This is a genomic window from Rhizobium sp. ZX09 (assembly GCF_017357485.1).
GTDB lineage: Bacteria > Pseudomonadota > Alphaproteobacteria > Rhizobiales > Rhizobiaceae > Agrobacterium > Agrobacterium pusense.
On record NZ_CP031364.1, the window covers coordinates 1639890 to 1661198 of the forward strand.

Annotated in this window: 15 protein-coding genes; 11 read left to right on the forward strand and 4 right to left on the reverse strand. The window is 59.2% G+C overall.

Annotation, left to right across the window (positions count from 1 at the left end; all coding sequences use genetic code 11):
* The first annotated feature begins 555 nt into the window (after positions 1 to 555).
* Positions 556 to 1320 (forward strand): response regulator transcription factor, encoded by a 765-nt coding sequence (locus BTN45_RS22235; RefSeq protein ID WP_348649831.1) that lies wholly within the window; start codon positions 556 to 558, stop codon positions 1318 to 1320.
* Positions 1321 to 1362: 42 nt separating this feature from the next.
* Here the strand turns inward: BTN45_RS22235 and BTN45_RS22240 are convergent, their stop codons facing one another.
* The gene (locus BTN45_RS22240; RefSeq protein WP_004438615.1) at positions 1363 to 1710 is read right to left on the reverse strand and encodes a hypothetical protein; all 348 of its coding nucleotides are present in this window, start codon (positions 1708 to 1710) and stop codon (positions 1363 to 1365) included.
* A 389-nt stretch (positions 1711 to 2099) separates the two neighbouring features.
* On the opposite strand from BTN45_RS22240, the gene BTN45_RS22245 reads away from it, so the two are divergent.
* From BTN45_RS22245 to BTN45_RS22265, 5 genes are read left to right on the forward strand one after another with little or no spacing between them, the layout of a single operon-like run.
* On the forward strand, positions 2100 to 3122 hold the full coding sequence (locus BTN45_RS22245; RefSeq protein WP_004438618.1) for a UDP-glucuronic acid decarboxylase family protein: 1023 nt from the start codon (positions 2100 to 2102) through the stop codon (positions 3120 to 3122).
* A 1-nt stretch (position 3123) separates the two neighbouring features.
* The gene (gene galE, locus BTN45_RS22250; protein WP_207591079.1) at positions 3124 to 4107 is read left to right on the forward strand and encodes a UDP-glucose 4-epimerase GalE; all 984 of its coding nucleotides are present in this window, start codon (positions 3124 to 3126) and stop codon (positions 4105 to 4107) included.
* On the forward strand, positions 4104 to 6035 hold the full coding sequence (locus BTN45_RS22255) for a glycosyltransferase family 2 protein (protein WP_207591084.1): 1932 nt from the start codon (positions 4104 to 4106) through the stop codon (positions 6033 to 6035). The genes galE and BTN45_RS22255 overlap by 4 nt, the downstream gene beginning before the upstream one ends.
* A gap of 14 nt (positions 6036 to 6049) precedes the next feature.
* The gene (locus tag BTN45_RS22260; RefSeq protein WP_004438628.1) at positions 6050 to 6553 is read left to right on the forward strand and encodes a DUF995 domain-containing protein; all 504 of its coding nucleotides are present in this window, start codon (positions 6050 to 6052) and stop codon (positions 6551 to 6553) included.
* A gap of 13 nt (positions 6554 to 6566) precedes the next feature.
* Positions 6567 to 7529: a glycoside hydrolase family 26 protein gene (locus BTN45_RS22265; RefSeq protein WP_112636116.1), complete on the forward strand. Its 963-nt coding sequence runs from the start codon at positions 6567 to 6569 to the stop codon at positions 7527 to 7529.
* A gap of 53 nt (positions 7530 to 7582) precedes the next feature.
* Here the strand turns inward: BTN45_RS22265 and BTN45_RS22270 are convergent, their stop codons facing one another.
* Positions 7583 to 8758 carry an AGE family epimerase/isomerase gene (locus BTN45_RS22270; protein WP_207591722.1) on the reverse strand — a complete coding sequence of 392 codons (1176 nt, stop codon included), beginning with the start codon at positions 8756 to 8758 and terminating at the stop codon, positions 7583 to 7585.
* A gap of 343 nt (positions 8759 to 9101) precedes the next feature.
* Here BTN45_RS22270 and bcsN point away from each other — a divergent pair, with 343 nt between their 5' ends.
* The 5 genes from bcsN (at position 9102) to BTN45_RS22295 (ending at position 18204) form a co-directional block, all read left to right on the forward strand.
* Positions 9102 to 10091: a cellulose biosynthesis protein BcsN gene (bcsN, locus tag BTN45_RS22275; protein ID WP_207591085.1), complete on the forward strand. Its 990-nt coding sequence runs from the start codon at positions 9102 to 9104 to the stop codon at positions 10089 to 10091.
* Positions 10092 to 10158: 67 nt separating this feature from the next.
* Positions 10159 to 12348, forward strand: a complete 2190-nt coding sequence (gene bcsA / locus BTN45_RS22280; RefSeq protein ID WP_022563664.1) for a UDP-forming cellulose synthase catalytic subunit — start codon at positions 10159 to 10161, stop codon at positions 12346 to 12348.
* On the forward strand, positions 12345 to 14834 hold the full coding sequence (locus BTN45_RS22285; protein WP_207591107.1) for a cellulose biosynthesis cyclic di-GMP-binding regulatory protein BcsB: 2490 nt from the start codon (positions 12345 to 12347) through the stop codon (positions 14832 to 14834). The genes bcsA and BTN45_RS22285 overlap by 4 nt, the downstream gene beginning before the upstream one ends.
* Positions 14831 to 15886 carry a glycosyl hydrolase family 8 gene (locus tag BTN45_RS22290; RefSeq protein ID WP_207591108.1) on the forward strand — a complete coding sequence of 352 codons (1056 nt, stop codon included), beginning with the start codon at positions 14831 to 14833 and terminating at the stop codon, positions 15884 to 15886. Before BTN45_RS22285 ends, BTN45_RS22290 begins: the two co-directional genes overlap by 4 nt.
* Positions 15877 to 18204: a cellulose synthase gene (locus BTN45_RS22295; protein ID WP_207591109.1), complete on the forward strand. Its 2328-nt coding sequence runs from the start codon at positions 15877 to 15879 to the stop codon at positions 18202 to 18204. The genes BTN45_RS22290 and BTN45_RS22295 overlap by 10 nt, the downstream gene beginning before the upstream one ends.
* Positions 18205 to 18232: 28 nt before the next feature.
* Here the strand turns inward: BTN45_RS22295 and BTN45_RS22300 are convergent, their stop codons facing one another.
* Both BTN45_RS22300 and BTN45_RS22305 read right to left on the reverse strand, forming a co-directional pair.
* Positions 18233 to 19387 (reverse strand): amidohydrolase, encoded by a 1155-nt coding sequence (locus BTN45_RS22300; protein WP_207591110.1) that lies wholly within the window; start codon positions 19385 to 19387, stop codon positions 18233 to 18235.
* 57 nt (positions 19388 to 19444) lie between these two features.
* The gene (locus BTN45_RS22305; RefSeq protein ID WP_207591111.1) at positions 19445 to 21091 is read right to left on the reverse strand and encodes a GNAT family N-acetyltransferase; all 1647 of its coding nucleotides are present in this window, start codon (positions 21089 to 21091) and stop codon (positions 19445 to 19447) included.
* Positions 21092 to 21309: the final 218 nt, after the last annotated feature.

Sequence of the window (21309 nt, forward strand, 5' to 3'; positions counted from 1 at the left end):
GCTTCCTAGATATCAATTTGGGCTAAACCTATCGGCGTTCCACTCGGATATATACGTCGCCAGCGGTTGTCTTGGGCATCGTTCGCCGGTTCATTCTCGAAAAAATACCGCTTCGACAGGGCAGAGCGGCTCTTTCATGAAACATGGTTTATTTCGGTGGAGAGATGCTCTCATCCCGAAAAGGCACAGGCTTCGGCATGTGCAGCAGGCGAGCTATGTCGAGGGATATCAACTGAAAGTTACATTTCGTCGGAACGCAAAACCAGCACGAAAGCTTTTCCGATATATTTGTTTTTACGCCGGCTCCCGGTTCACTGATTCTGATCCGGCTTAACCTATTTTGTATGTCAATTGTAAAAAATAACCCGTTTGGGCCATTTATTTACACAGCTTTTCGTATTAGCGTGTACGAATTAACGGGTGATTAATAATAGTTGACATGACATGAAGCGGAGAAACGCCCCCAAGTTTTAAGGGGTAGGTCGCCGGGCGGATGACAGACTGCGCAATCAAAAGAAAGTAATGCGTAAGCGCTTGAGGGAGGCGTCAATGTTCATGGGAACGTCAGATTATGCGGCAAAACAAAAAAACGCCGTTACACATATAAATGGAACTTTATTGATCGTAGCGGATCCGGACCTGTTTTCCGAGTGCCTAATGGAGGCGTTGGGCAAAAAGTTCCCTACATTCTCCGTGGTAAGCGTGACATCGTCAGCAACGATTGACGATGATTACGGCGCCGATGTCCGGCTCGTATTGCCCTATCGCCTGGCGGGCGAGCGGCTTCACAGCGTATTGTCGGCGATCCGTGAAAAACATCCTGAAGCGCCGATTGCGCTTGTCGTGGAAACGATCGACAAAATTGAAGAGCCCCTGAAGCGGCTGGTGGGAATGCGCATCATCGATGGTGTGCTGCCGCTCAATCTCCGGCTCGACGTCTTCATGGCGGCGGTCGACCTGCTCATGAAGGGCGGGGAGCATTTCCCGGCGGCCCTACTCGGCAAGCTTACGCCCTATTCCGCCGCAGCTGGCGGTAAAAGCGTGCAGAACAGCGCTGTCATCGCCAACCGTGCTGACGCCCTTGCCGAGAGCAGGAGCGACATGGCGACGCTGACGACGCGGGAGGTGCAAATCCTCGACCTGTTATGCAAGGGCACGCAGAACAAGATCATTGCCGACCGGCTTCATCTGTCCGAGAACACGGTGAAGGTCCACGTTCGCAACATCTACAAGAAGATGAACGTTCGCAACCGCACGGAGGCGGCGTCGCGTTTCTTCAGCAAGGATGAAGGCGCGACGTTCTCCGGCTGGAAGAACTGAGCGTCGAGCTGCCAGAGGCAGCCCGGACGTTATGCAGGAGGCTCAGGGCCTGAGGAAGCAGCGGGACTTTTGCCCAAATCCGCTCGGCGAGCAGATATAGGGAGAAGAGCCCGAGTAGGAAGGTCGCGATACTGTCGGAGTGTCCGAAGCATCTGCAACAAGCGTAACGGCTGCGTTGCCGGTTTTTTGATAGCCATAGGCCGCCTTCGCCGGCGTGACACGGCTCTTGATCGTAGTCGGGCTGGCCGATGCGGTCGTGAGAACGGCGTCTTCGACGACGGAACATGAAGCGGTCGCGAAAGTGAAAGTCAAAAGTGCGCCGGCAACGAGCGCAAGACGACATTGACGGACTGTTTTGCCGCCACGGAAATAAGGCATTTCATTCATCATGTGTGTCCCCTGAAATCGACTGTCTGTCGCATCTCGCCGGGCGGTTTTGTTCCCGGTGGACCGAGCCTTACAAAACCAGGATAGCCCCGACTGGTTGAGCGAAGCTTGCGCTAATGCTCAATAAGAAAGGCATAATGGAGGCGTAGTTAAAAAGTATTAAATCAACGAGCTATTTTGAGTAATTTTGGGTAATGAATTGTAATATTTCGATAAATTGAAGTTGACCTGCTTTTGCCTGCGCTTATCATGAAAGTGGAAATTTATCGGATGTGAATATTAAAACCTCAGGAAGAAGAAAAAATAGAGGGATGATATTCAGTAGCGTCAAATGGAGAGTTTAATTCACTTAGTTGAATCGGCTGTGCTGATTCACCGTGGGGAGGTGTGTTATGCGTAATTTCGTTCCCAACGAACATGATAACGGCGTTACCATTTACTCAGATTGGAAACCCGGGCAACGGGTACTCGTTAATGGTGGCGCCGGTTTCCTGGGCTCCCATCTCTGCGAGCGGTTGCTGAGCAGCGGTCACGAGGTGATCTGTCTCGATGATCTTTCGACCGGCCGTACCGCGAATGTGGAGCATTTGCGGAACAATAAGCGGTTTCTGATGGTCGAGCACGATGTGCGCAAGCCCTATGACATCGATGTTTCGCTGATCTTCAACTTTGCCTCTCCGGCTTCGCCGCCTGATTATCAGCGCGATCCCGTCGGTACCCTTCTCACCAATGTACTCGGCGCAGTCAATGTGCTGGAAGTCGCGCGCAGATGCGGTGCTACCGTGGTGCAGTCCTCGACCTCGGAAGTCTATGGCGATCCCCACGTCAATCCGCAACCGGAAACCTATTTCGGCAATGTAAATACAATCGGGCCGCGAGCCTGCTACGATGAAGGGAAACGCAGCGCGGAAACGCTGTTTTTCGATTATCACCGCACTTTCGGTGTCGATATCAAGGTCGGACGCATTTTCAACACTTACGGGCCGCGTATGCGCCCTGACGACGGCCGTGTGGTTTCGAACTTCATCGTCCAGGCGCTGAAGGGGGACGACATCACCATTTACGGTGATGGCAGCCAGACCCGTTCTTTCTGCTATGTCGATGACCTGATCGATGGCTTCCTGCGCTTCTCGGCCAAACCGAAAGACTGCACCGGGCCGATCAATCTCGGTAATCCCGCAGAAATTCCGGTGCGGCAGCTGGCCGACATTGTTATCCGGATGACAGGTTCTCGCTCTCGCATCGTCCATCTGCCTGCCGCGATCGACGATCCGCAGCAGCGTCGTCCGGATATTTCGCGGGCAAACGAGCTGCTGAAATGGCAGCCGCGTGTACCGCTCGAAATCGGCCTTGAAAGAACGATCGTCTATTTCGATGCGTTGCTGGCGGGCCGGAAAGTGGCGGAGGCCGTATGAGATGCCCCGCACAATCCTCGTCACGGGCGGGGCCGGATTCATAGGCAGCCACATCTGCAAGGCGCTGGCGCAATCCGGCTTCAAGCCCATAGCTTATGACAATCTATCGACCGGTCACGCGGATTCGGTCCGCTGGGGTCCCTTTATCGAAGGCGACATTCTGGATCGTGGTATCCTGAAAGCCACGCTCCAGGAGTTCTCGCCAGCCTTCGTTATTCATTGTGCCGCCAACGCTTATGTCGGCGAGTCCGTCGAGGATCCACGCAAATACTACCGCAACAATGTCGGCGGCAGTCTTTCGCTGCTGGACGCCTGTCTTGACCAGAATATCGGCGGACTGGTGTTTTCGTCCAGTTGCGCCACCTATGGCGTGCCGCCGCAACTGCCCATCCGTGAGGAGACGGCACAGACGCCGGTCAATCCTTACGGCCGCACCAAGCTGATCTTCGAGATGGCGCTAGACGATTATGCCGCGGCCTATGGTCTGCGTTTCGTTGCACTGCGTTATTTCAATGCCGCCGGTGCGGACCCGGATGGCGAGCTTTGCGAACGTCATGAACCGGAGACGCATCTGATTCCACGTGCGCTGATGGCCGCTGCTGCAAGGCTGCCGCAACTCGATGTGTTCGGTGCCGATTACGATACCAGTGACGGTACCTGCATTCGCGATTATATCCATGTCAGTGACCTGGCCGATGCCCATGTCGCCGCCGTCAACTATCTTGCCGATGGCGGCGAGACGTTGCGTGTCAATCTCGGCTCTGGTCACGGCACATCGGTCGGTGACATCATTCGGGCAATCCATCGCGTGACGGGGCAGGAAGTCCCTGTTCATTTTGGCGCACGGCGCGCAGGAGACCCTCCGGCGCTCTTTGCCGATATAGAACGCGCAAGGCAGACGCTCGGCTTTGCGCCCAGGCGCTCCGATATAGACACTATCATCCGCACGGCCGGTCCCGGTTTTGGACTGGAGGTGCTGTCATGACGATGCGCTCCACACCCTCCGTCGCATCCCCCCGCGCCGCTGCAGGCGTGTTGCGGATGCTGCCGATCTTTACAGGCTGGAACCGCCTTGCCTACCTGCTTGGCATCGGTGGCTGGCTGGTGACGCTCGCCTATTTCTGGATCTGGTGGCTCGATCGAGATCGCGTCATCGACTGGCCCTACTACTCCGTGGTCACGTTGGCGCTGGCGTGGATCACGCTTCTGCCATCCTATTTCATCTTCATATTTCTCAACGCGAGGGTTGTTGACCGGCGCTCGCCTCTGCCGGGGGGCAGGGTGGCGATGGTGGTCACCAAAGCGCCGTCGGAACCTTTCGCGGTGGTGGAAAAGACACTGCTGGCCATGCTGGAGCAGAAGGGTCTGGAGTTCGACGTCTGGCTTGCCGATGAAGCCCCGGATGCGGAAACGTTGAAATGGTGTGGCGCGCACGGCGTTTTCGTTTCCACCCGACAGGGCATTGCCGAGTATCACCGCAAGACCTGGCCGCGGCGCACGCGCTGCAAAGAGGGCAATCTCGCCTATTTTTACGACCGTTACGGTTACGAGCGTTATGATTTTGTCGCCCAGTTCGATGCGGATCACGTGCCGGAACCCGACTATCTGAGCGAGGTAATCCGTCCCTTTGCCGATCCGAGGATTGGATATGTGTCCGCCCCAAGCATTTGCGACGCCAATGCCAATGAAAGCTGGGCCGCACGCGGAAGGCTTTATGCCGAGGCAAGCCTGCATGGTGCGCTCCAGCTGGGATACAATAATGGCTGGGCGCCGCTTTGCATCGGCTCGCATTACGCCGTGCGCACGAAGGCTCTTCGGGAGGTGGGCGGCCTCGGGCCGGAGCTTGCCGAAGATCATTCCACCACGCTTTTGATGAATGCCGGCGGCTGGCGCGGCGTCCACGCCGTCAATGCTATCGCCCATGGCGACGGGCCGGTGACCTTTGCCGATCTCATCGTTCAGGAGTTCCAGTGGTCGCGCAGCCTTATGACCATTCTGCTGCAGTATTCACGGCATTACGTGCCGAAGCTGCCCGCGCGACTGAAGTTCCAGTTCCTGTTTTCGCAACTCTGGTATCCGCTGTTCTCCGGCTTCATGGCTCTGATGTTCGTGCTTCCGGCCGTGGCGCTGGTGAGAGGCCATGTGCTGGTCAACGCATCCTATCCGGCGTTTCTGGCGCATTTCCTTCCGGTTTCGCTGATCATGATCGTGTTTGCTTTCTTCTGGCGGGCCACGGGCGCGTTCCGTCCGCATGATGCGAAGCTTTTCAGCTGGGAGGCCATGGTGTTCCTGTTCCTGCGCTGGCCATGGTCGCTTATGGGTGTGCTGGCCGCCGTACGTGACACGATCCGTGGCGATTTCGTCGATTTCCGCATCACACCCAAGGGCACGCAGGCAAAACCGCCGCTGCCGCTGCGGGTAGTCGCACCATACATGGTCCTCGCGGCGCTCAGCCTTCTTTCCATGGTTCTGGCGCCGCGCCAAAACGGCGCGGAGGGGTTCTTTATCTTCGCTGCCATCAATGTGGCGATCTATGCGGGCCTGTCGGTGTTTCTGCTCATCCGCCATGCAGTGGAAAACGGTTTGCCGAAGCTGCCGGCCCTGCGCGGTGGAGCGAGTGCTGCCGCCTGTTCCTTGCTGCTGGTGGCGGGAAGTGCTGCGGAGCTCAGCTCCCATGCGATTGGTGGGCTGGAAGCTCTCTCGCATGGACAACCCTATATCAGTTTTACCGAAACACGGTTCACGGTCGCAGGCGCGGGCGCGGAAGGTGCAAGGTCGGTGCGTCTGAAACTGCGCATTGCACTGCCTGGACTGCGCGGGCCGCAGGAAATGCAGGCAGAACCAATCGTTGCGCCGCCGCCAGCGGTGGCAACCGGAGAGATCATGCTGGCCGACAATAGGGTCGGACAATGAAGGAGGAGGCTGTGATGAAAACAACAATAAGCACATGCGGATTCTCCGCTTTCGTACTCTGTCTTGCGGTGGTCGCGCCAAGCGTCGTCCATGCTGCAGGCGGCACGAAGACGCCGAAGCCGCTCAGAACCAGCGAGGTCGTGGAGATGTATTTCGACAAGACCTGGAAATGGGATACGGGCGGCGGGCGCTTCATCGCCGACGGCCGTAAATTCATCGCTGCAACGGAAGAAAAGGGCAAGAAGTCCATCGGTGAAGGCCGCTGGACTGTCGATGCCAATGGCACATTGTGCATGCGCGCCACCTGGAAAGCCGAGGCGGGAAGCGGCAAGGCCGATACCTGCTTCGACCATGGCCGCATCGGCAACGTGCTCTACCAGCGCAAACAGGGCGGGCAATGGTACGTGTTCCGGCACAATCCGCCCCGCCCTGGCGATGAATTCCTCAAGCTCGTCCGCAAGGACGATGTCACGCCGCAGATCGCCGCCTACGACAAGGCGATGACGGCAACAAGGTAAGGAGTAAGGTGTCATGCAGATAACAAGACGAACACTTCTGTTCGCGAGTGGTGCCGCCGCAGCCTTTACCGCCGGAATGTATCCGGTGCTCAAGCTCGACGCGCAAGGGGTCGCCCCCATGACCTCGACGGGCATGAAGACGCTTGCCGACAAAAGACCGACATTGCATGCGGACGGAATACGTTTCGGCGCATATGATCCGCACGGCGATTTCACCGGCCAGTCCGGGGTGGCGACGGAACACCTGTTCTTGCCCTGGGAAGACGTGGATCTCGATAGTCTCGCACTTGCGGATGCCTACGCCCTGGAGCGCAAGCGCAATGTGATGATCACGGTCGAACCCTGGTCGTGGGACGTCAACTGGCGCCTCTCTTCAGACGAGTTGCGCCGCAAGGTTCTGAGTGGCGATTACGATAAGAACATGCAGGCGATCGCCGCACGCATGTCGGCGATGAAGAGCCCGCTGATCCTGCGCTGGGGACAGGAAATGGAAGACACGACCGGCCGCTTCTCGTGGTCGGGCTGGAACCCGCGTGATTACATCACCGCCTACAAGCGCGTGGTGGATATGACGCGCAAGGCGGTTCCAAGCGTGAAAGTGATGTGGTCACCGAAAGGTCTGGATGGTTTGCGGGCCTATTATCCCGGTGACAATTACGCCGATCTGGTCGGTCTGTCGGTGTTCGGCCTCGAGGATTACGACAAGATCGAATATGGCGCGCCGAAGACCTTCACGGATCTGCTGCGCAAGGGCTACGGACTCGTCGAGACCTTCGACAAACCAGTCTGGGTCGCAGAACTGGGTTATGAAGGCAGCGATTCCTATGTTCGTCCGTGGATGAACGACGTGACGCTTAAACAGGCGGATTTTCCAAAGCTGGAAGAAGTCGTCTACTTCAATGACAAGGACGTTCATGCCTGGCCGCACAATCTCGGCAGACCTGACTGGCGCGTGGTGCGTCCGGCCAAGGTTTGACCGGTATCAAAACCGGCGAGCGGCGATGCCGCTCGCCCGGTAAGTGACGTTCCTCACCCTGCTGCCAGCACCGCCTTGGCCTCATAGATGGCGCAGACGATGTGATAAAACGTGCTTGCCGGCGCCGGTTCGTCGAGCATCGGCCGGTCCGCCGGCCATTTGTCGAACCACAGGCCCTTGACCGGCGTGTCAAGGAAAGGCTGCAGCGCGCCGATGGCGCTCAGACCAGAGGCAAGGTAACGCTGCCGCTCCTCGCCATCAGTCACACTGGCAAGCCGCACCGCCGCCTTCAGCCATTCCGTCTGCGGCCATAGTCGCGCAAGCCCGTCACGCATCGAAAAATCGTCGTAAAGGCTCATTACCGCCACCTTCCGGCGCGGGCAGATGCCGTAGGCCTCGCCGATCTCGAACAGGCGTTTTGCCTTCCTGATCGCTTCTTCGTTTCCACGCAGGCTGCCCCAGCGCACCAGAAGCCAGGCCCATTCGAACTGGTGGCCCGGCTCCATGATCCGGCCCTTCTCCCCCTCGTAGGGCGTCCAGTCATGGGCGAAGAATTCGCGCAGGCCGCCATTGCCGTCATCGATGAAGCGGGAAAGTGCGAGGCCGGCAATCTCGTCCGCCAGCGCCGACCACGGGCCGTCACGATCCTGTTCTTCCCATGCCAGCATCGCTTCGAAAAGATGCATATGCGGATTGGAGCAAAGCGGTGTGCGCGGCGGGTTCGCCTCCTCGAAGCCGGCGACCGGGTGTCTATAGTCGCGTTCGAGAATGGCAAGGATTTCGAGCGCGCGGCTGCGCATCTCATTCCTCCGCTCGGGAAGGACCGCAGCGGTCTGCGCGGCGGCGAAAAGCGCAAAAGCCTGGTTGTAGAGATCGAAGGAGGGGTCGATCAGTTTTCCGGTCTGGTCGGCCAGGTTGCCGTAAAGGCCGTTTTCAAGGCGATAGACCTCCTCGAACCAGGACAGCCCGTGCAACACTGCGTCTTTCCAGGGTCCGTGCCAGCCATGCTGACCGGCGGCGGCATAACAATAAGCCTGGCGCGGCTGGACGCGGGCGCGGCGGTCATCGGAAAAAACCGGTTTCGCATCCTGACCGAGACGCTCATAAAAGCCGCCATCCGGCCGGGCTGACCCCGCCTCCCACCACAATGGAAGGGCATCCTCGTCAAGCCATTTGCGTAATGTTCCGATCTCCTCGGCAAGTGTCTGCGCGATACTCGGAAATTGCATGGTCATGCGGTAACTCTCTGTTTTTACAGTTGAATAAATTGAGATCAATAAAAATACGTAACTATGGAGGCAAATAGACCATGGGGCATATTGCGCTGCAACCGCAAAAATTATCGATCTGACGCAAAGCCAACCCGCAGCGGCGTGATTGGTTCCACCTTTTTGCCCTTCGCCAATGGCAGCGAAAAAGCGATTCGCACGCCATAAACTATCAGAAATTACAACGGAAATTTGCGATTGCTTATTCGCAGTCCTCACGTATTTCGTAACAATGGTCTGGTCATTGGTGATTCGGTTTCCTTTTAATCTGGGCGGCGTCGGGGAAAAAAAGGGGCGAAGGGCAGTGAAATTTTCTGCCTATACTTCATTGCTGTTTTCCATTGCGGTTCTTTCTGGCTGCAATACTCCCGCGGGCGTTCGGTCGTTCGGCGGGACGCAGCTTCTGTCCCCCTCCGAAGCGCTGATTTTTCCGCCGCCTGGCGGTCCCGAAATCGTTACCGTCGTCAGCCGTACTTATTCCAACGCCGTGGCGCAGCAGGTCATATTGCGTTCCGAGGCTGCTACGCCGGGACAGAATTATCTCAAGGCGGAGTTCTTCGGTCCGCAGCAGGCGGGCGATACAGATCTCGATTCCCTGGCGTTCACCGGTTTCAGGGCTTCCTCCCTCGCACGGGAAATCCGTGCGGAATTTCCCGGTGAAACTATCGCCATGTCGGCAAATTACCTACAGAACAGTTACGGCGCGTTTTCCTATGCCGCTGGCAAGGGACGTGGTGAGGATACCTGCCTTTATGGTTGGCAGGATATACGTTCTCCCGAAAGCATGCGGCAGGATTTCCGCAATCTGGGGCGCATCAAGGTGCGGCTACGCCTCTGTCAATCCGGCGCAAGCGTCGAGCGGCTTCTGGCGGTGATGTATAATTATACCATCACCGGGACTTATGCCTCGCCAAGCTGGAACCCCTACGGCACGCCGCAGGCGGTGGACAAAAATCTCGGCCGTCCCGGCAATCCGGTCTATCCGATAAAGTCGGAAGAGGTGCCGATGCGACCCGGCGGCGAGGTGACCGCCAGCGTGCCGGTCCGGCCGGTTCGTCGTGCGGCGGCCACTGCCCCGGTCCAGCCGGAACAACAGCCGATGCCGCCCGTTGCAGCAGTTAACATTCCTTCGCCGGTATCGGCGGGTGCGTCGGGTCAGCCTGCGGTGACGGCCTCGCGCGCCGCCGGCGGTGGGGCAGTCACAGGCCAACAGCAATCATCGCGCGTACCGCAGGTGTCCATTCCCTCGCCATCGTGCCTTTCGGGTTCGGGGGCGGGCCAGGGATGCAGATGATGGCGGGGACGAGAGCGGAGATTCCGGGCCGAAATTCCGGATGGGGACGAGAACGGAAAGTTTCTGGATGAACAAGGCCATCACAATCATTGTCTGGTTGCTTGTGTCGCTTTGCGTTCTGGCCATCATCACGATGCCGGTCAGCTTGCAGACCCACCTGGTCGCAACGGCAATCTCGCTTATTCTCCTCGCAACGATCAAGGGCTTCAACGGGCAGGGGGTCTGGCGGCTGGTGGCCCTCGGTTTCGGTACGGCCATCGTGCTTCGTTACGTCTACTGGCGCACGACAAGCACGTTGCCGCCCGTCAATCAGCTTGAGAACTTCATTCCCGGTTTTCTGCTCTATCTGGCGGAAATGTATAGCGTGGTGATGCTGGCGCTCAGCCTTGTCATCGTGTCCATGCCGCTACCGTCGCGCAAGACCAGGCCCGGCTCGCCCACATACCGTCCGACAGTGGATGTCTTCGTGCCCAGTTACAACGAGGATGCGGAGCTTCTGGCCAATACGCTGGCGGCGGCCAAAAACATGGATTATCCGGCGGACCGCTTCACGGTCTGGCTGCTGGACGATGGCGGCTCGGTGCAGAAGCGCAATGCCGCCAATATTGTCGAAGCGCAGGCCGCGCAGCGCCGCCATGAAGAGCTGAAGAAGCTCTGCGAAGACCTCGACGTGCGTTATCTGACGCGCGAGCGCAATGTCCACGCCAAGGCCGGAAATCTCAATAACGGCCTTGCCCATTCGACCGGCGAACTCGTCACGGTCTTCGACGCCGACCACGCGCCCGCGCGCGACTTCCTGCTGGAAACCGTTGGTTATTTCGAAGAAGACCCGCGGCTGTTCCTGGTGCAGACGCCGCATTTCTTCGTCAATCCGGATCCGATCGAGCGCAATCTGCGAACCTTCGAGACGATGCCGAGCGAAAATGAGATGTTTTACGGCATCATCCAGCGCGGTCTGGATAAGTGGAACGGCGCCTTCTTCTGCGGTTCCGCCGCCGTACTGCGGCGCGAGGCCCTGCAGGATACCGAAGGTTTCAGCGGTGTCAGCATCACGGAAGATTGTGAAACAGCCCTCGCACTGCATTCCCGCGGCTGGAACAGCATCTATGTGGACAAGCCCCTGATTGCCGGGCTGCAGCCGGCCACTTTCGCAAGCTTCATCGGTCAGCGCAGCCGCTGGGCGCAGGGCATGATGCAGATCCTGATTTTCCGTCAGCCCCTGTTCAAGCGTGGCCTCACATTCACGCAGCGCCTCTGCTACATGTCCTCGACGCTGTTCTGGCTATTTCCGTTTCCGCGCACGATCTTCCTGTTTGCGCCGCTGTTCTATCTTTTCTTCGACCTGCAGATATTTGTGGCCTCGGGCGGCGAGTTTCTGGCCTATACGGCCGCCTACATGCTCGTGAACCTCATGATGCAGAACTATCTCTACGGCAGTTTCCGCTGGCCGTGGATATCGGAACTCTACGAATATGTGCAGACGGTTCACCTCCTGCCCGCCGTCGTTTCAGTGATCTTCAATCCGGGCAAGCCAACCTTCAAGGTCACGGCGAAGGATGAATCCATCGCTGAGGCGCGGCTCTCGGAAATCAGCCGGCCGTTCTTCGTGATTTTCGGATTGCTGGTGGTGGCGATGATCTTTGCCGTCTGGCGTATCTACAGCGAGCCCTACAAGGCGGATGTCACGCTCGTGGTCGGCGGCTGGAACCTGCTGAACCTCATCTTCGCCGGTTGCGCGCTGGGGGTCGTTTCTGAACGCGGCGACAAGTCCGCCTCGCGGCGCATCACCGTGAAGCGGCGCTGCGAGGTCAAGCTTGAGGGCAGCGACACCTGGGTGCCCGCTTCCATCGACAATGTTTCCGTCCACGGTCTGCTCATCAATCTATTCGATAACGCAACCACGGTCCAAAAAGGCGAGACTGCGATCGTCAGAGTCAAACCCCACAGCGAGGGCGTGCCGGAAACGATGCCTCTCAATATTGTGCGGACGGTGCGAGGCGAGGGGTTCATTTCGATCGGCTGCACCTTCTCCCCGCAGCGGGCCGTCGATCACCGCCTTATCGCCGACCTGATTTTTGCCAATTCCGAGCAATGGAGCGAGTTTCAGCGTGTGCGACGCAGGAACCCCGGCCTCATTCGCGGTACGGCGACCTTCCTGGCAATATCGCTCTTCCAGACGCAGCGTGGTCTCTTTTATCTGGCGCGCGCGCTGCGGCCGGGTTCCAAGGCCGTCAAACCTGCCGGAGCCGTAAAATGACCGGCCGCGGACCTATCAGGCAGTCGCTGACAGTGATGATCTGGGGTGCAGTCGCGACGAGCGCCATTGCGCAGTCATCCCCCTTCGACATGTCCCCGGAAAGGCCGGCCCAGACCGTGCCAAAGCCCGCGGAGCCGCCCGCCATTTCTCCGGTGGAACCGCGTCGTGAGCCGGAGGTCCCGACGCCGGCGCAGCCACCTGTTCCGCCACCTTTCGCGGCTCAGCCTGCGCCTTCCCCAGACGTGACGGCCCAACCGCCGCCGGTTCCCCCGGTGACCGTGCCCGCGCGCCGGGAAAGCATCTCACCCGGTTCCATGCGCGCCTCGTCTTCTTCAGCGGATGGCCGCCGCCGCTATATCCTTCCCTATGAAAAGCTCAGCCTTTCGGGGGAAATGGACCGGCGGCAATGGAGTATCTATCTGACGCCAGAGCAGGTGAATGCAGCCGTATCGCTGAATGTCGGTTATCAGAACGCGATCGTTGTTGCCCCGGAAAGCTCGAACTTTCAGGTCAGCGTGAACAATGTCGGGCTTGGTGCAGCGCGTATCGAGGCGCCGGACAGTCAGGGGAATATTTCCCTTAAAATTCCGCCCGGTGTCCTTCAGGTCGGCGCGAATGTCGTGTCGCTCGGGGTGCAGCAGCGCCACAGAACAGATTGCACGATCCAGTCCACTTACGATCTATGGACCGATGTCGATCCGGCAAATACCTTCATAGGCTTTAACGCCGATGTTGCGGGCAGTTTCGCCAACATCGACGACATCCAGGCGACCGGACCGGATGGCAAGGCGACGACGTCGATCGAAATCGTGGCACCGGCGCTCGGCAATCCGGCATTTGCGGATTCTCTCCTGCGTCTTTCGCAGGCGCTGGCGCTCAGAACCCAGATGCCGAACCAGACGGTCCGTTTTGTGACGGCCCCTCCCGTCGAACGTAAAGCGGGAACGCTTTCGGTCCTCGTCGGCACCGCTCGGGAAATCGCCGGCATGGCCGGAACTTTGCCACCTGAAGCATCAGCGGGCGCTTTCGCAGGCTTCGGCAGCGCCGTCGCGGGCGGAGCGTCGCCGCTTCTCGTCACCGGTCCGACCCCCCAGGCGGTGCAAGCGGCGATAGAGACGCTGTTTTCCTCGATCTCGCGAACACCGGGCGCTCAGCGAGCCACTTTTTCGACGCGCAGCTGGCACGCACCCGATGTGCCACTGATCATGTCGGACCGTCGGATCGCGCTTTCGGAACTCGGTATCGAAAGCAGCGAGTTCAGCGGTCGGCGTTTCCGCAATGAATTTTACATCGGCATGCCCGCCGATTTTTATGCGTCGGCCTATGGCGAAGCGTCGCTTCTCCTGGATGCAGCCTATTCCTCGCAGGTGTTGCCCGGCAGCCATGTCGACATCTATGTCAATGACCAGATCGCCTCCACCGTGCCTATCTCCAATAATGGCGGGGGTATTTTTAGACATCTGCCGATCAATGTGACAATGCGGCACTTCAAGCCGGGTCCGAACAAGGTGACCATTGAAGCGGTGCTGATGACGGCGCAGGATCAGGCCTGCGCACCGGGTGCGCCAGCGAGCGCAACGCCCCGTTTTGCATTGTTCGACACATCGGAAATTCATATTCCGGACTATGCGCAGATTGGTCGCAAACCCGATCTCGCTGCCATGGCTGGCGCCGGGCAGCCCTACCGCACTGGGACTACTCCCGTCGCCCTGTCTCTTGATCGTTTTGACACGGACACGATGTCCGCGGCGGCCACGCTCATCAGCCGGCTGGCGAGCGTGGCGGGGCATCCGATCGACATTGAGACCGTCGCGTCGCCACTGGTGATCGGCGACCGTGACGCGTTGTTCGTTGGTACGATCTCACAATTTCCGCAGGCTTTGATCAGCCAGTTCAATCTCGTTCCCTCCAGCCAGATCTCCTGGAAAGTGGGAGCCGGTGTTCAGCAGCCTGCCCAAAACAGTGAAAACCTCTTTAATGACTGGCGTGAACGGGTCGACGGCGGCATCTGGGAAGGACAGGTTTCGTCCTTTGAGGAATGGATGAAGCGCAACTTCGACCTGAGTTCGGATACATTGCGCTTCCTGCCTGCAGCCGAGCAGCCCTATGCGCCGCCTGCCAATGTTTCCTTCATGCTGGCCCAGGGACTGAGCCCGTCAGGTGAAGGGGTTTGGACGCTCGCAACCGCGCCAAGTTCGGGAGAGCTTTTGGGGGGCATGGCGGCGATGACGCGTGAAAACCGGTGGGGTGGCGTCACGGGGCGTGTCGCCGCTTACGACGCAGGTGCTGAAAAAATCGAGACCGTCGAAGTGGAACGGCCATATCTTTATAGCACCCGGCCATTTTCCTTCTCGAACTTCAGGCTGATTGCGGCCAACTGGCTGTCTTCTAACGTTCTCTCCTATTCATTGGCCTTCATTGGGTTCGTGTCGCTCCTCGGTCTTGCGACATTTGCCATGCTGCGCATGATGGGGCGACATCGATGAAGAGCGGAATTTCGAAACTGGCCGGTGTTGTCGTCCTTTCCATCATGACGTTGCTGACAGCCGTTTCAGCGGGCCGCACCGCGTCGATCTCGCCGGAGGCATGGTCGGCCTATAAGAGTGCGTTTCTCGATCCCGGTGGCCGCATCATCGATACGGGCAACGGCAATATCAGCCACAGCGAGGGTCAGGGTTATGGCATGTGGCTTGCGGTATTGTCCGACAGCCTCGCCGATTTCGAGCTGATCTGGAGTTTCACACGCACCGAACTGCTGGTGCGGGATGACGGACTGTCCGCCTGGAAATGGGATCCGCGCACACGTCCGCATGTGACCGATATCAACAACGCTACGGATGGCGATATCCTGATCGCCTATGCGCTGGCGCTGGCTGCCGGGCAATGGAATCGGCAGGATTACGCCGAGGCATCCACAGCCATGGCATCCGCCATCCTCAAAAAAACCGTGGTTCAGCGCGCAGGCCGTACGTTGCTCCTGCCGGCTGCAACCGGTTTTGGCGAGGGAGACCGAGATGACGGTCCGGTGGTTAATCCGTCGTATCTGATATTCGAGGCCTTCCCGGTTCTCAATCTCGTCGCGCCGTCGCCGCTCTGGAAAGCGGTAGCCGATGACGGGGTGACGCAGATTGGTGCCTTTGCCTTTGGCGAGAGGAAACTACCGGCCGACTGGGTATCGGTGCGGACGCGAGCCCAGCCGGCATCGGGTTTCCCGCCGGAGTTCGGTTACAATGCGGTGCGCATTCCGCTTTATCTCTCTCGGGCGAATATGGGCTCGCCCGACCTGCTCAACCGGCTGAAGAGCGGCATGACGCTGGAAAGCGGTGCGGCCGGCACTTTCGATCTGAAGAGCGGAGCGGTCAAGGATGTGCTGTCGGATCCAGGCTATCGCATCATCCCGGCACTTGCGGCCTGTGTCGCAGGCGGGGCCGCCGTTCCGGAAGAACTGAAGAGCTTTCAGCCAACACTTTATTATCCTTCCACATTGCATCTTCTGGCATTGTCGTTTCTGGCAAGAAATAACGGGGAATGCCGATGAACAAGCCTCTATCGACTTCGGCCCTCATCCTGCTTCTAGTCGCGCTTGCAGCCTTCCACTGGCGTGGCAGCATTCTCAGTCGCGTGTCGGACGTCCACACCTCCGCGGTGGGGGACAATCGCGCCGCGCAGCGTATATCTCCTGCGGCAAATCCGGCGCAAATCAACGCTTTTGTCAAGAATCGCGAGATGGCGCAGTTAGCGCAGTCCTCGACCCCACCGGTAACCGTGCCGGCAACCGAGCCGCGACCGTTGCCACAGACCGGCGCCCAGACAATGCAAACACAGACGGCGCAGGCGCCTGCCGCGCGCGTGGCGGAGCCGGCGTCGGGTGATATGCCGGAAGTCGATCTCAGTGCATTGCGCTATTTCGCCGCGAGAGGCGATACGCAACGCCTTCAGGCCGAAATCGCGCGACTTCGCACGCTTTATCCAAACTGGACGCCACCGGCTGATCCGCTTGCTGTTCCGGAAAATGGCGATGCAAAGCTCGATGCCATGTGGCAGCTTTATACCGACGGCCGTTATGCCGAGGTCAGGAAAGCGATTGCCGACCGCCAGCAGACAGAGCCTGGCTGGCAGCCGCCGGACAACCTGACCGGCATGCTGTCTCTGGCCGAGGCGCGTCAGCGCCTCATCAACGCGTCTGACCTCAAGCAATATGCGACGGTGGTGGATACGGCCGCCAATAATTCCGGTCTGCTGACCTGCAGCGAGGTCGACGTTCTGTGGCGGGTTGCCGATGCCTTTGCCAATACGGACAGGATGGTACGGGCGCGCGACGCCTATCTCTACATTCTCAACAATTGCACTGTCGCAAGTGACAGGCTCGCCACCGTGCAAAAGGCATCCGCGCTGCTGCCGGCGGAAATGATGGGTGAGCTTCTGGCCAAGGAAAAGCCCGGCGCCGATGGACAGCTGGAATTCGAGCCGGTCAAGAACGATCTCGCGCGCCAGTTCGTGGCGAAGGCAGGAGAGAAAGAGGGGATCACCGTCCCTTCTGCCTATCTGATGCGGCTTGAACGGCTTGCCGAAACGGAAAAGCTCGCAAGCGACGCGCTGCTGCTCGGCTGGTATAATATTCGCCAAAAAAATATGGCGGAGGCCGAAAAGTGGTTCCGCAAGGCGCGAGAGGAAGAGGACAGCGCGTCGGCCTCGCAAGGGCTGGCGCTGGCGCTGATCGACCGCAACGAGCCGCGTGAAGCCGAGGACGTCATGTACAAATGGCGCGCGACATCCGACGATGCGCTCGCAACCTATCTTGCCGCAACCGCCAATCTTCTCGCGCTGGAGCCGCCCGTGGTGCTGCCGCCGGATGTACTGCAGCGCATTGCAGCGGAAACCGTTGCGCGCAAGGACGCGGCGACGGCACAACAGTTCGGCTGGTATTCGCTTGCGTTCCGTCAGAGCCAGCTCGCCTTGCAATGGTTCAGCACTGCCCTTGGCTGGAAAGCGGATGATGAGCCGTCTGCCTATGGCGTGGCACTGAGCTATCACGACCTGCGCAACCTCGCTGGCCTACGGGGCATTCAGCAGCAATGGGCGGGTCGCTCGCAGCGTATTGCCGATGTGGGTACTGCACGCATGGTGGATCAGTCCGGCCAGCCGGCCGTGGCGGTAACCGCGCCGCCTCTCGCCACCGCCCCGCAGCAGACAGCACCCGTGCCTCAGACGGCGCAGGGAGGGACGGTGACCTATGTTCAACCCGTCGTCCAGGCGCCTGAACCGTCACGCAAGCAGGCGGGACTGTCTTCGTCAGCGCAAAGAGCAAACAACACGGCTTCGCGTCCACGCTCTTGTGCCGCCTATCCTGATCCGCAGCGATTGCCGCCGCAGCAGGCGCTCGATCTCGGCTGGTGCCTGATGGAGACGAATAGACCGGCCGAGGCGCTGAAAGCTTTTGAAGCCGCCATTGCCGGCGGCCAGTCGAGTGTCAAAAGCGATGCGGCCTATGGTCAGAGCCTCGCCTATCTGCGCATGGGGCTGACGGATCATGCTGCGGTCTCGGCGACGAAATCGCGCATGGATCGTCCGCGAGCCACGGAGCTGCAGGTTTCGATCCTTGCCGATCGCGCGGTTTCCGCCTTTCAGTCGAAACGTTATGCCGAAACGCTTCTGCTCCTCGACCAGCGGGCTCGGCTGGCTGACGAGCGTGCTGATCTGATGGTGCTGCGCGGTTACTCCTATCTCGCCATGCGCCGTTATGGGGAAGCCGCCCAGATATTCGAAAGCCTCGCCTCCATCGGTAATCGCGATGGCATCAGGGGGCTCGCGGCAGTGCGCGCCGCCCGGCCGAGCAACGGTCCGCAAGGCGGTTGACAGCGGCCGGCGTGCAGCCGGCCACGGCTTATTTCCCGCCAGTGAGATTACGAATGAGCCGCATGAAGATGCGCGCACCGATACCGATCAGTGCGTCCGGAAAGTCGTAGTCGGGGTTGTGCAGATTGGGATAGTCCCGGCCTGCGCCGAGAAAGAACATCGCCGACGACGAGACGCCACGGAAACGGCCGAAATCCTCGGAAGCGCGCATGGGCAGACCTTCGGAACCGTGGGAGATTTTCTCGTCGTCCAGCGCCTGCCGGATATGATCGACGGCGTCCGGAGCGTTTTCGCAATGCAGGAAAATATCGTCATAGGTGATATCGAGCGCCAGCCTCTCTTCGTCTGCCACCCCTTTTGCGAGCGTCTCCGCGGCGTTGCACAGGTTTTCCATCCGGTCGTCGGTCAGCGTTCTGAGTGTCGCCCAGATTTCCGCGTCAGCCGGGGAAATGCCGAAGGCCGCTTCCCCCATGATCGCGTGGGTGATCGTCACCATCGAAAAATCCGGTGCCGGCGGAAAACCGGAACCGAGATCGCTCAGGGACGGCATCAGCCTCGTAATCGCCCGCATGGGGGAAATGCCGTGTTCCGGTGAGGAAGCATGTGCCGTCTTGCCCGCTAACGTGATTTTGATGCCCCGCGATGCGCAATTGACCGGCCCTTCCACCACGCTGACATGGCCGAAGGGCAGGCCGGGGAGGTTGTGAAGTGAAAATGAATAGTCCGGTTTTATCTCCGCAAAGCGGGCATCGGCAATAACGGCGGCTGCGCCCGCACCGGTTTCTTCCGCCGGCTGAAAGAGAAGAATGACCCGTCCTGTCTCCGGCCGCTGGCGGGCAAGGCCAAGCGCCAGTGCCGTCAGAATGGTGGAGTGGCCGTCGTGACCGCACAGATGGCCTTTTCCGTCGACGCTCGAACGATATTCAACTTCACCCTTTTCGTGGATAGGCAGCGCGTCGATTTCCGAGCGGATCAGAACCGAGGGGCCGCTTCTTCCGCTGTCATAGACAGCCGCCACGCCATGGCCGCCGAGGCCGGCAAGAAGCCGGTCAGGTGGTGCCTGCTCAAGAAAGGCACGGACGCGGCGGGCGGTTTCTTTCTCCTCTCCGGAAATTTCCGGATGGCGATGCAAATCGTGGCGAAGCTCGATGAGATCGAGCATGTCCTTATTTGTCAGAAACATCAAAATTCCCTGCAGGTCGGTCGGCGTTTTGCTGCCGCAACTTACAGATCATTGTCTTCAATGCAAAACCTTTGGCGGGTGCCAGCGCTTGCCCGCCGTTTTCGGTTTGACGGTGAGCGGGATGACATCGGCAGGGAGTGGGATCTTTGTTTTCGTCAGTTCCAGCCGCGCAAGTGCGGCGCGCGCCTTCTCCGCATATTCGAGATGTTGGGCCTCGTCCGAATGATAATGCTGCAATCTTTCAAGGATTTCGGCGCCTTCCATCTTTCTTTCGGCGGCGATGAGAGCAACGGCGCATTTGTAGAGCGCTTCGCGGTGGAACGGCGCGCGATTGGTGACCTGGCGGAAGGCCTCGGATGCCTCGTGATAATGCTGCTGCGCCAGCCGTGCCTCACCGATGCGAAGCCAAAGCAGAACCGGGTCCTGGCCGCTGGCGAGAAGCGCCAGGAAGGCGATCTCCGCCTCCCGGAACTCGCCCCGATCAAGAGACAGGTTGGCCAGCCCGAATTGGGCGCCGGAATGACCGGGCGCTGCGGCAAGCACCTGGCTGAAGGCGATGCTTGCGGCAGCCTTCCTGCCCGCCTTGTAAAATTTGAGTCCCTGTTCGTAGACAAATCGGATACTGCGCGGGTGAAGCGTGCCGCCGAGATTATCACCCGAGCGGGTGCGAAACAGCGTGCAGCTCAGCTTCTGCTCCTCCGGCCCGAAGAAATATTTATAGGGCTCGTTGCCACGCAGGAAGTCGTAGGTCTTGAAACCCTGCTCGATTGCCCTCCGGATGCAGTACCCGTGCAGCACGAGACCGGGGGAAGGCGTCTTCCAGTTCTCGTCGCGGCCGGTGATGTAGAACATTACAGATTTTTTCCGGCGATCGATGATGTTGGCGAGTGCGCCAAGCGGCTGGTCGCCGAACCACAGCACAGGTACCTCTAGATCACCGCGAATATAGACATCCATCAGCATCTGGCGGGTCGCGCCGATCAGGAGCTCGGTGCGTTCCCTGCCCTTATGCGGCGCCCAGCGGATGCGCCAGAAATCGAAGAGGATGTCCATGTCCCGCTTGATGGTGTCTTTCGTCGCGAAGCTGATGCGATATTCGTCCCCGCCCTCGACCTTTCTCATGAAACGCCTGAGCTTTTGCCGGGTCTGGCTGCTCATGTGGCTTTCAAGATACCCGTCAAACGTGTCCGGCAGGGTCACCACCGGGCAGATGCAATTGTTGATGTTGTAGGGGTTGGTCGGCATATTGTCGCGGAACATGACGAGCGGGCCCTGAAGCGCCCTGATCATGGCATCGCGCCGTTCCGGCGGGCCTGAAAGATAATCGAGTTTCAGCTCGGTCCAGTTCTGTTGTCTTATATAGGCGCAGAAACCGGCGACGGCGTGATCTTCATAGTCCGGCAGGGTGATGAAACCAGTATAATCCGCGGCAGCATTGCCGGCCATGACGATGCTGTCGTGAAAGCGGCCGGTTTTCTTGTCCGGTTCGGTGACGATGCGCAACGGAAAAAACGCCACATAGGGCGAGCCTTCCGAACGTTCCCTCAGAGCCAGAACGAACCAGCGCCTGCGGCGCGGCATGTAATCGCGCAGCCAGCCCCAGGAGAGAAAATGCCGGGCATGGGGATCGGCCATGAACACCGAGTCCCAGTTTTCCCGAACCGCCTCGAAGCCGGCGTCGGTGTCAATGATGTCGATGCGCATGTGTCCCCCTCCCAATACAGATCACACATTCGGGAGGTTTCATTTTATGGGCAAATGATCCGCTTCAAATATTCCCTTCGGGTGAAACCCCCGCATCAAATGGGATTAGCCCGCGAGCGGCCTTGCTTCGGCCACCGCGACAAAAAAGCCCTTGTCACCCGGCCGAAGCGCTCTAACATGCGTGTTGAATGCGAGGCCGGCTCAACGATCCGCATGGC

Excerpts from the sequence above, each read along its gene's own strand:
- BTN45_RS22235 (WP_348649831.1), top strand. The coding sequence starts at position 556 with ATGGGAACGTCAGATTATGCGGCAAAACAAAAAAACGCCGTTACACAT.
- BTN45_RS22240 (WP_004438615.1), bottom strand. The coding sequence starts at position 1,710 with ATGATGAATGAAATGCCTTATTTCCGTGGCGGCAAAACAGTCCGTCAA.
- BTN45_RS22245 (WP_004438618.1), top strand. The coding sequence starts at position 2,100 with ATGCGTAATTTCGTTCCCAACGAACATGATAACGGCGTTACCATTTAC.
- galE (WP_207591079.1), top strand. The coding sequence starts at position 3,124 with ATGCCCCGCACAATCCTCGTCACGGGCGGGGCCGGATTCATAGGCAGC.
- BTN45_RS22255 (WP_207591084.1), top strand. The coding sequence starts at position 4,104 with ATGACGATGCGCTCCACACCCTCCGTCGCATCCCCCCGCGCCGCTGCA.
- BTN45_RS22260 (WP_004438628.1), top strand. The coding sequence starts at position 6,050 with ATGAAAACAACAATAAGCACATGCGGATTCTCCGCTTTCGTACTCTGT.
- BTN45_RS22265 (WP_112636116.1), top strand. The coding sequence starts at position 6,567 with ATGCAGATAACAAGACGAACACTTCTGTTCGCGAGTGGTGCCGCCGCA.
- BTN45_RS22270 (WP_207591722.1), bottom strand. The coding sequence starts at position 8,758 with ATGCAATTTCCGAGTATCGCGCAGACACTTGCCGAGGAGATCGGAACA.
- bcsA (WP_022563664.1), top strand. The coding sequence starts at position 10,159 with ATGAACAAGGCCATCACAATCATTGTCTGGTTGCTTGTGTCGCTTTGC.
- BTN45_RS22285 (WP_207591107.1), top strand. The coding sequence starts at position 12,345 with ATGACCGGCCGCGGACCTATCAGGCAGTCGCTGACAGTGATGATCTGG.
- BTN45_RS22290 (WP_207591108.1), top strand. The coding sequence starts at position 14,831 with ATGAAGAGCGGAATTTCGAAACTGGCCGGTGTTGTCGTCCTTTCCATC.
- BTN45_RS22295 (WP_207591109.1), top strand. The coding sequence starts at position 15,877 with ATGCCGATGAACAAGCCTCTATCGACTTCGGCCCTCATCCTGCTTCTA.
- BTN45_RS22300 (WP_207591110.1), bottom strand. The coding sequence starts at position 19,387 with ATGTTTCTGACAAATAAGGACATGCTCGATCTCATCGAGCTTCGCCAC.
- BTN45_RS22305 (WP_207591111.1), bottom strand. The coding sequence starts at position 21,091 with ATGCGCATCGACATCATTGACACCGACGCCGGCTTCGAGGCGGTTCGG.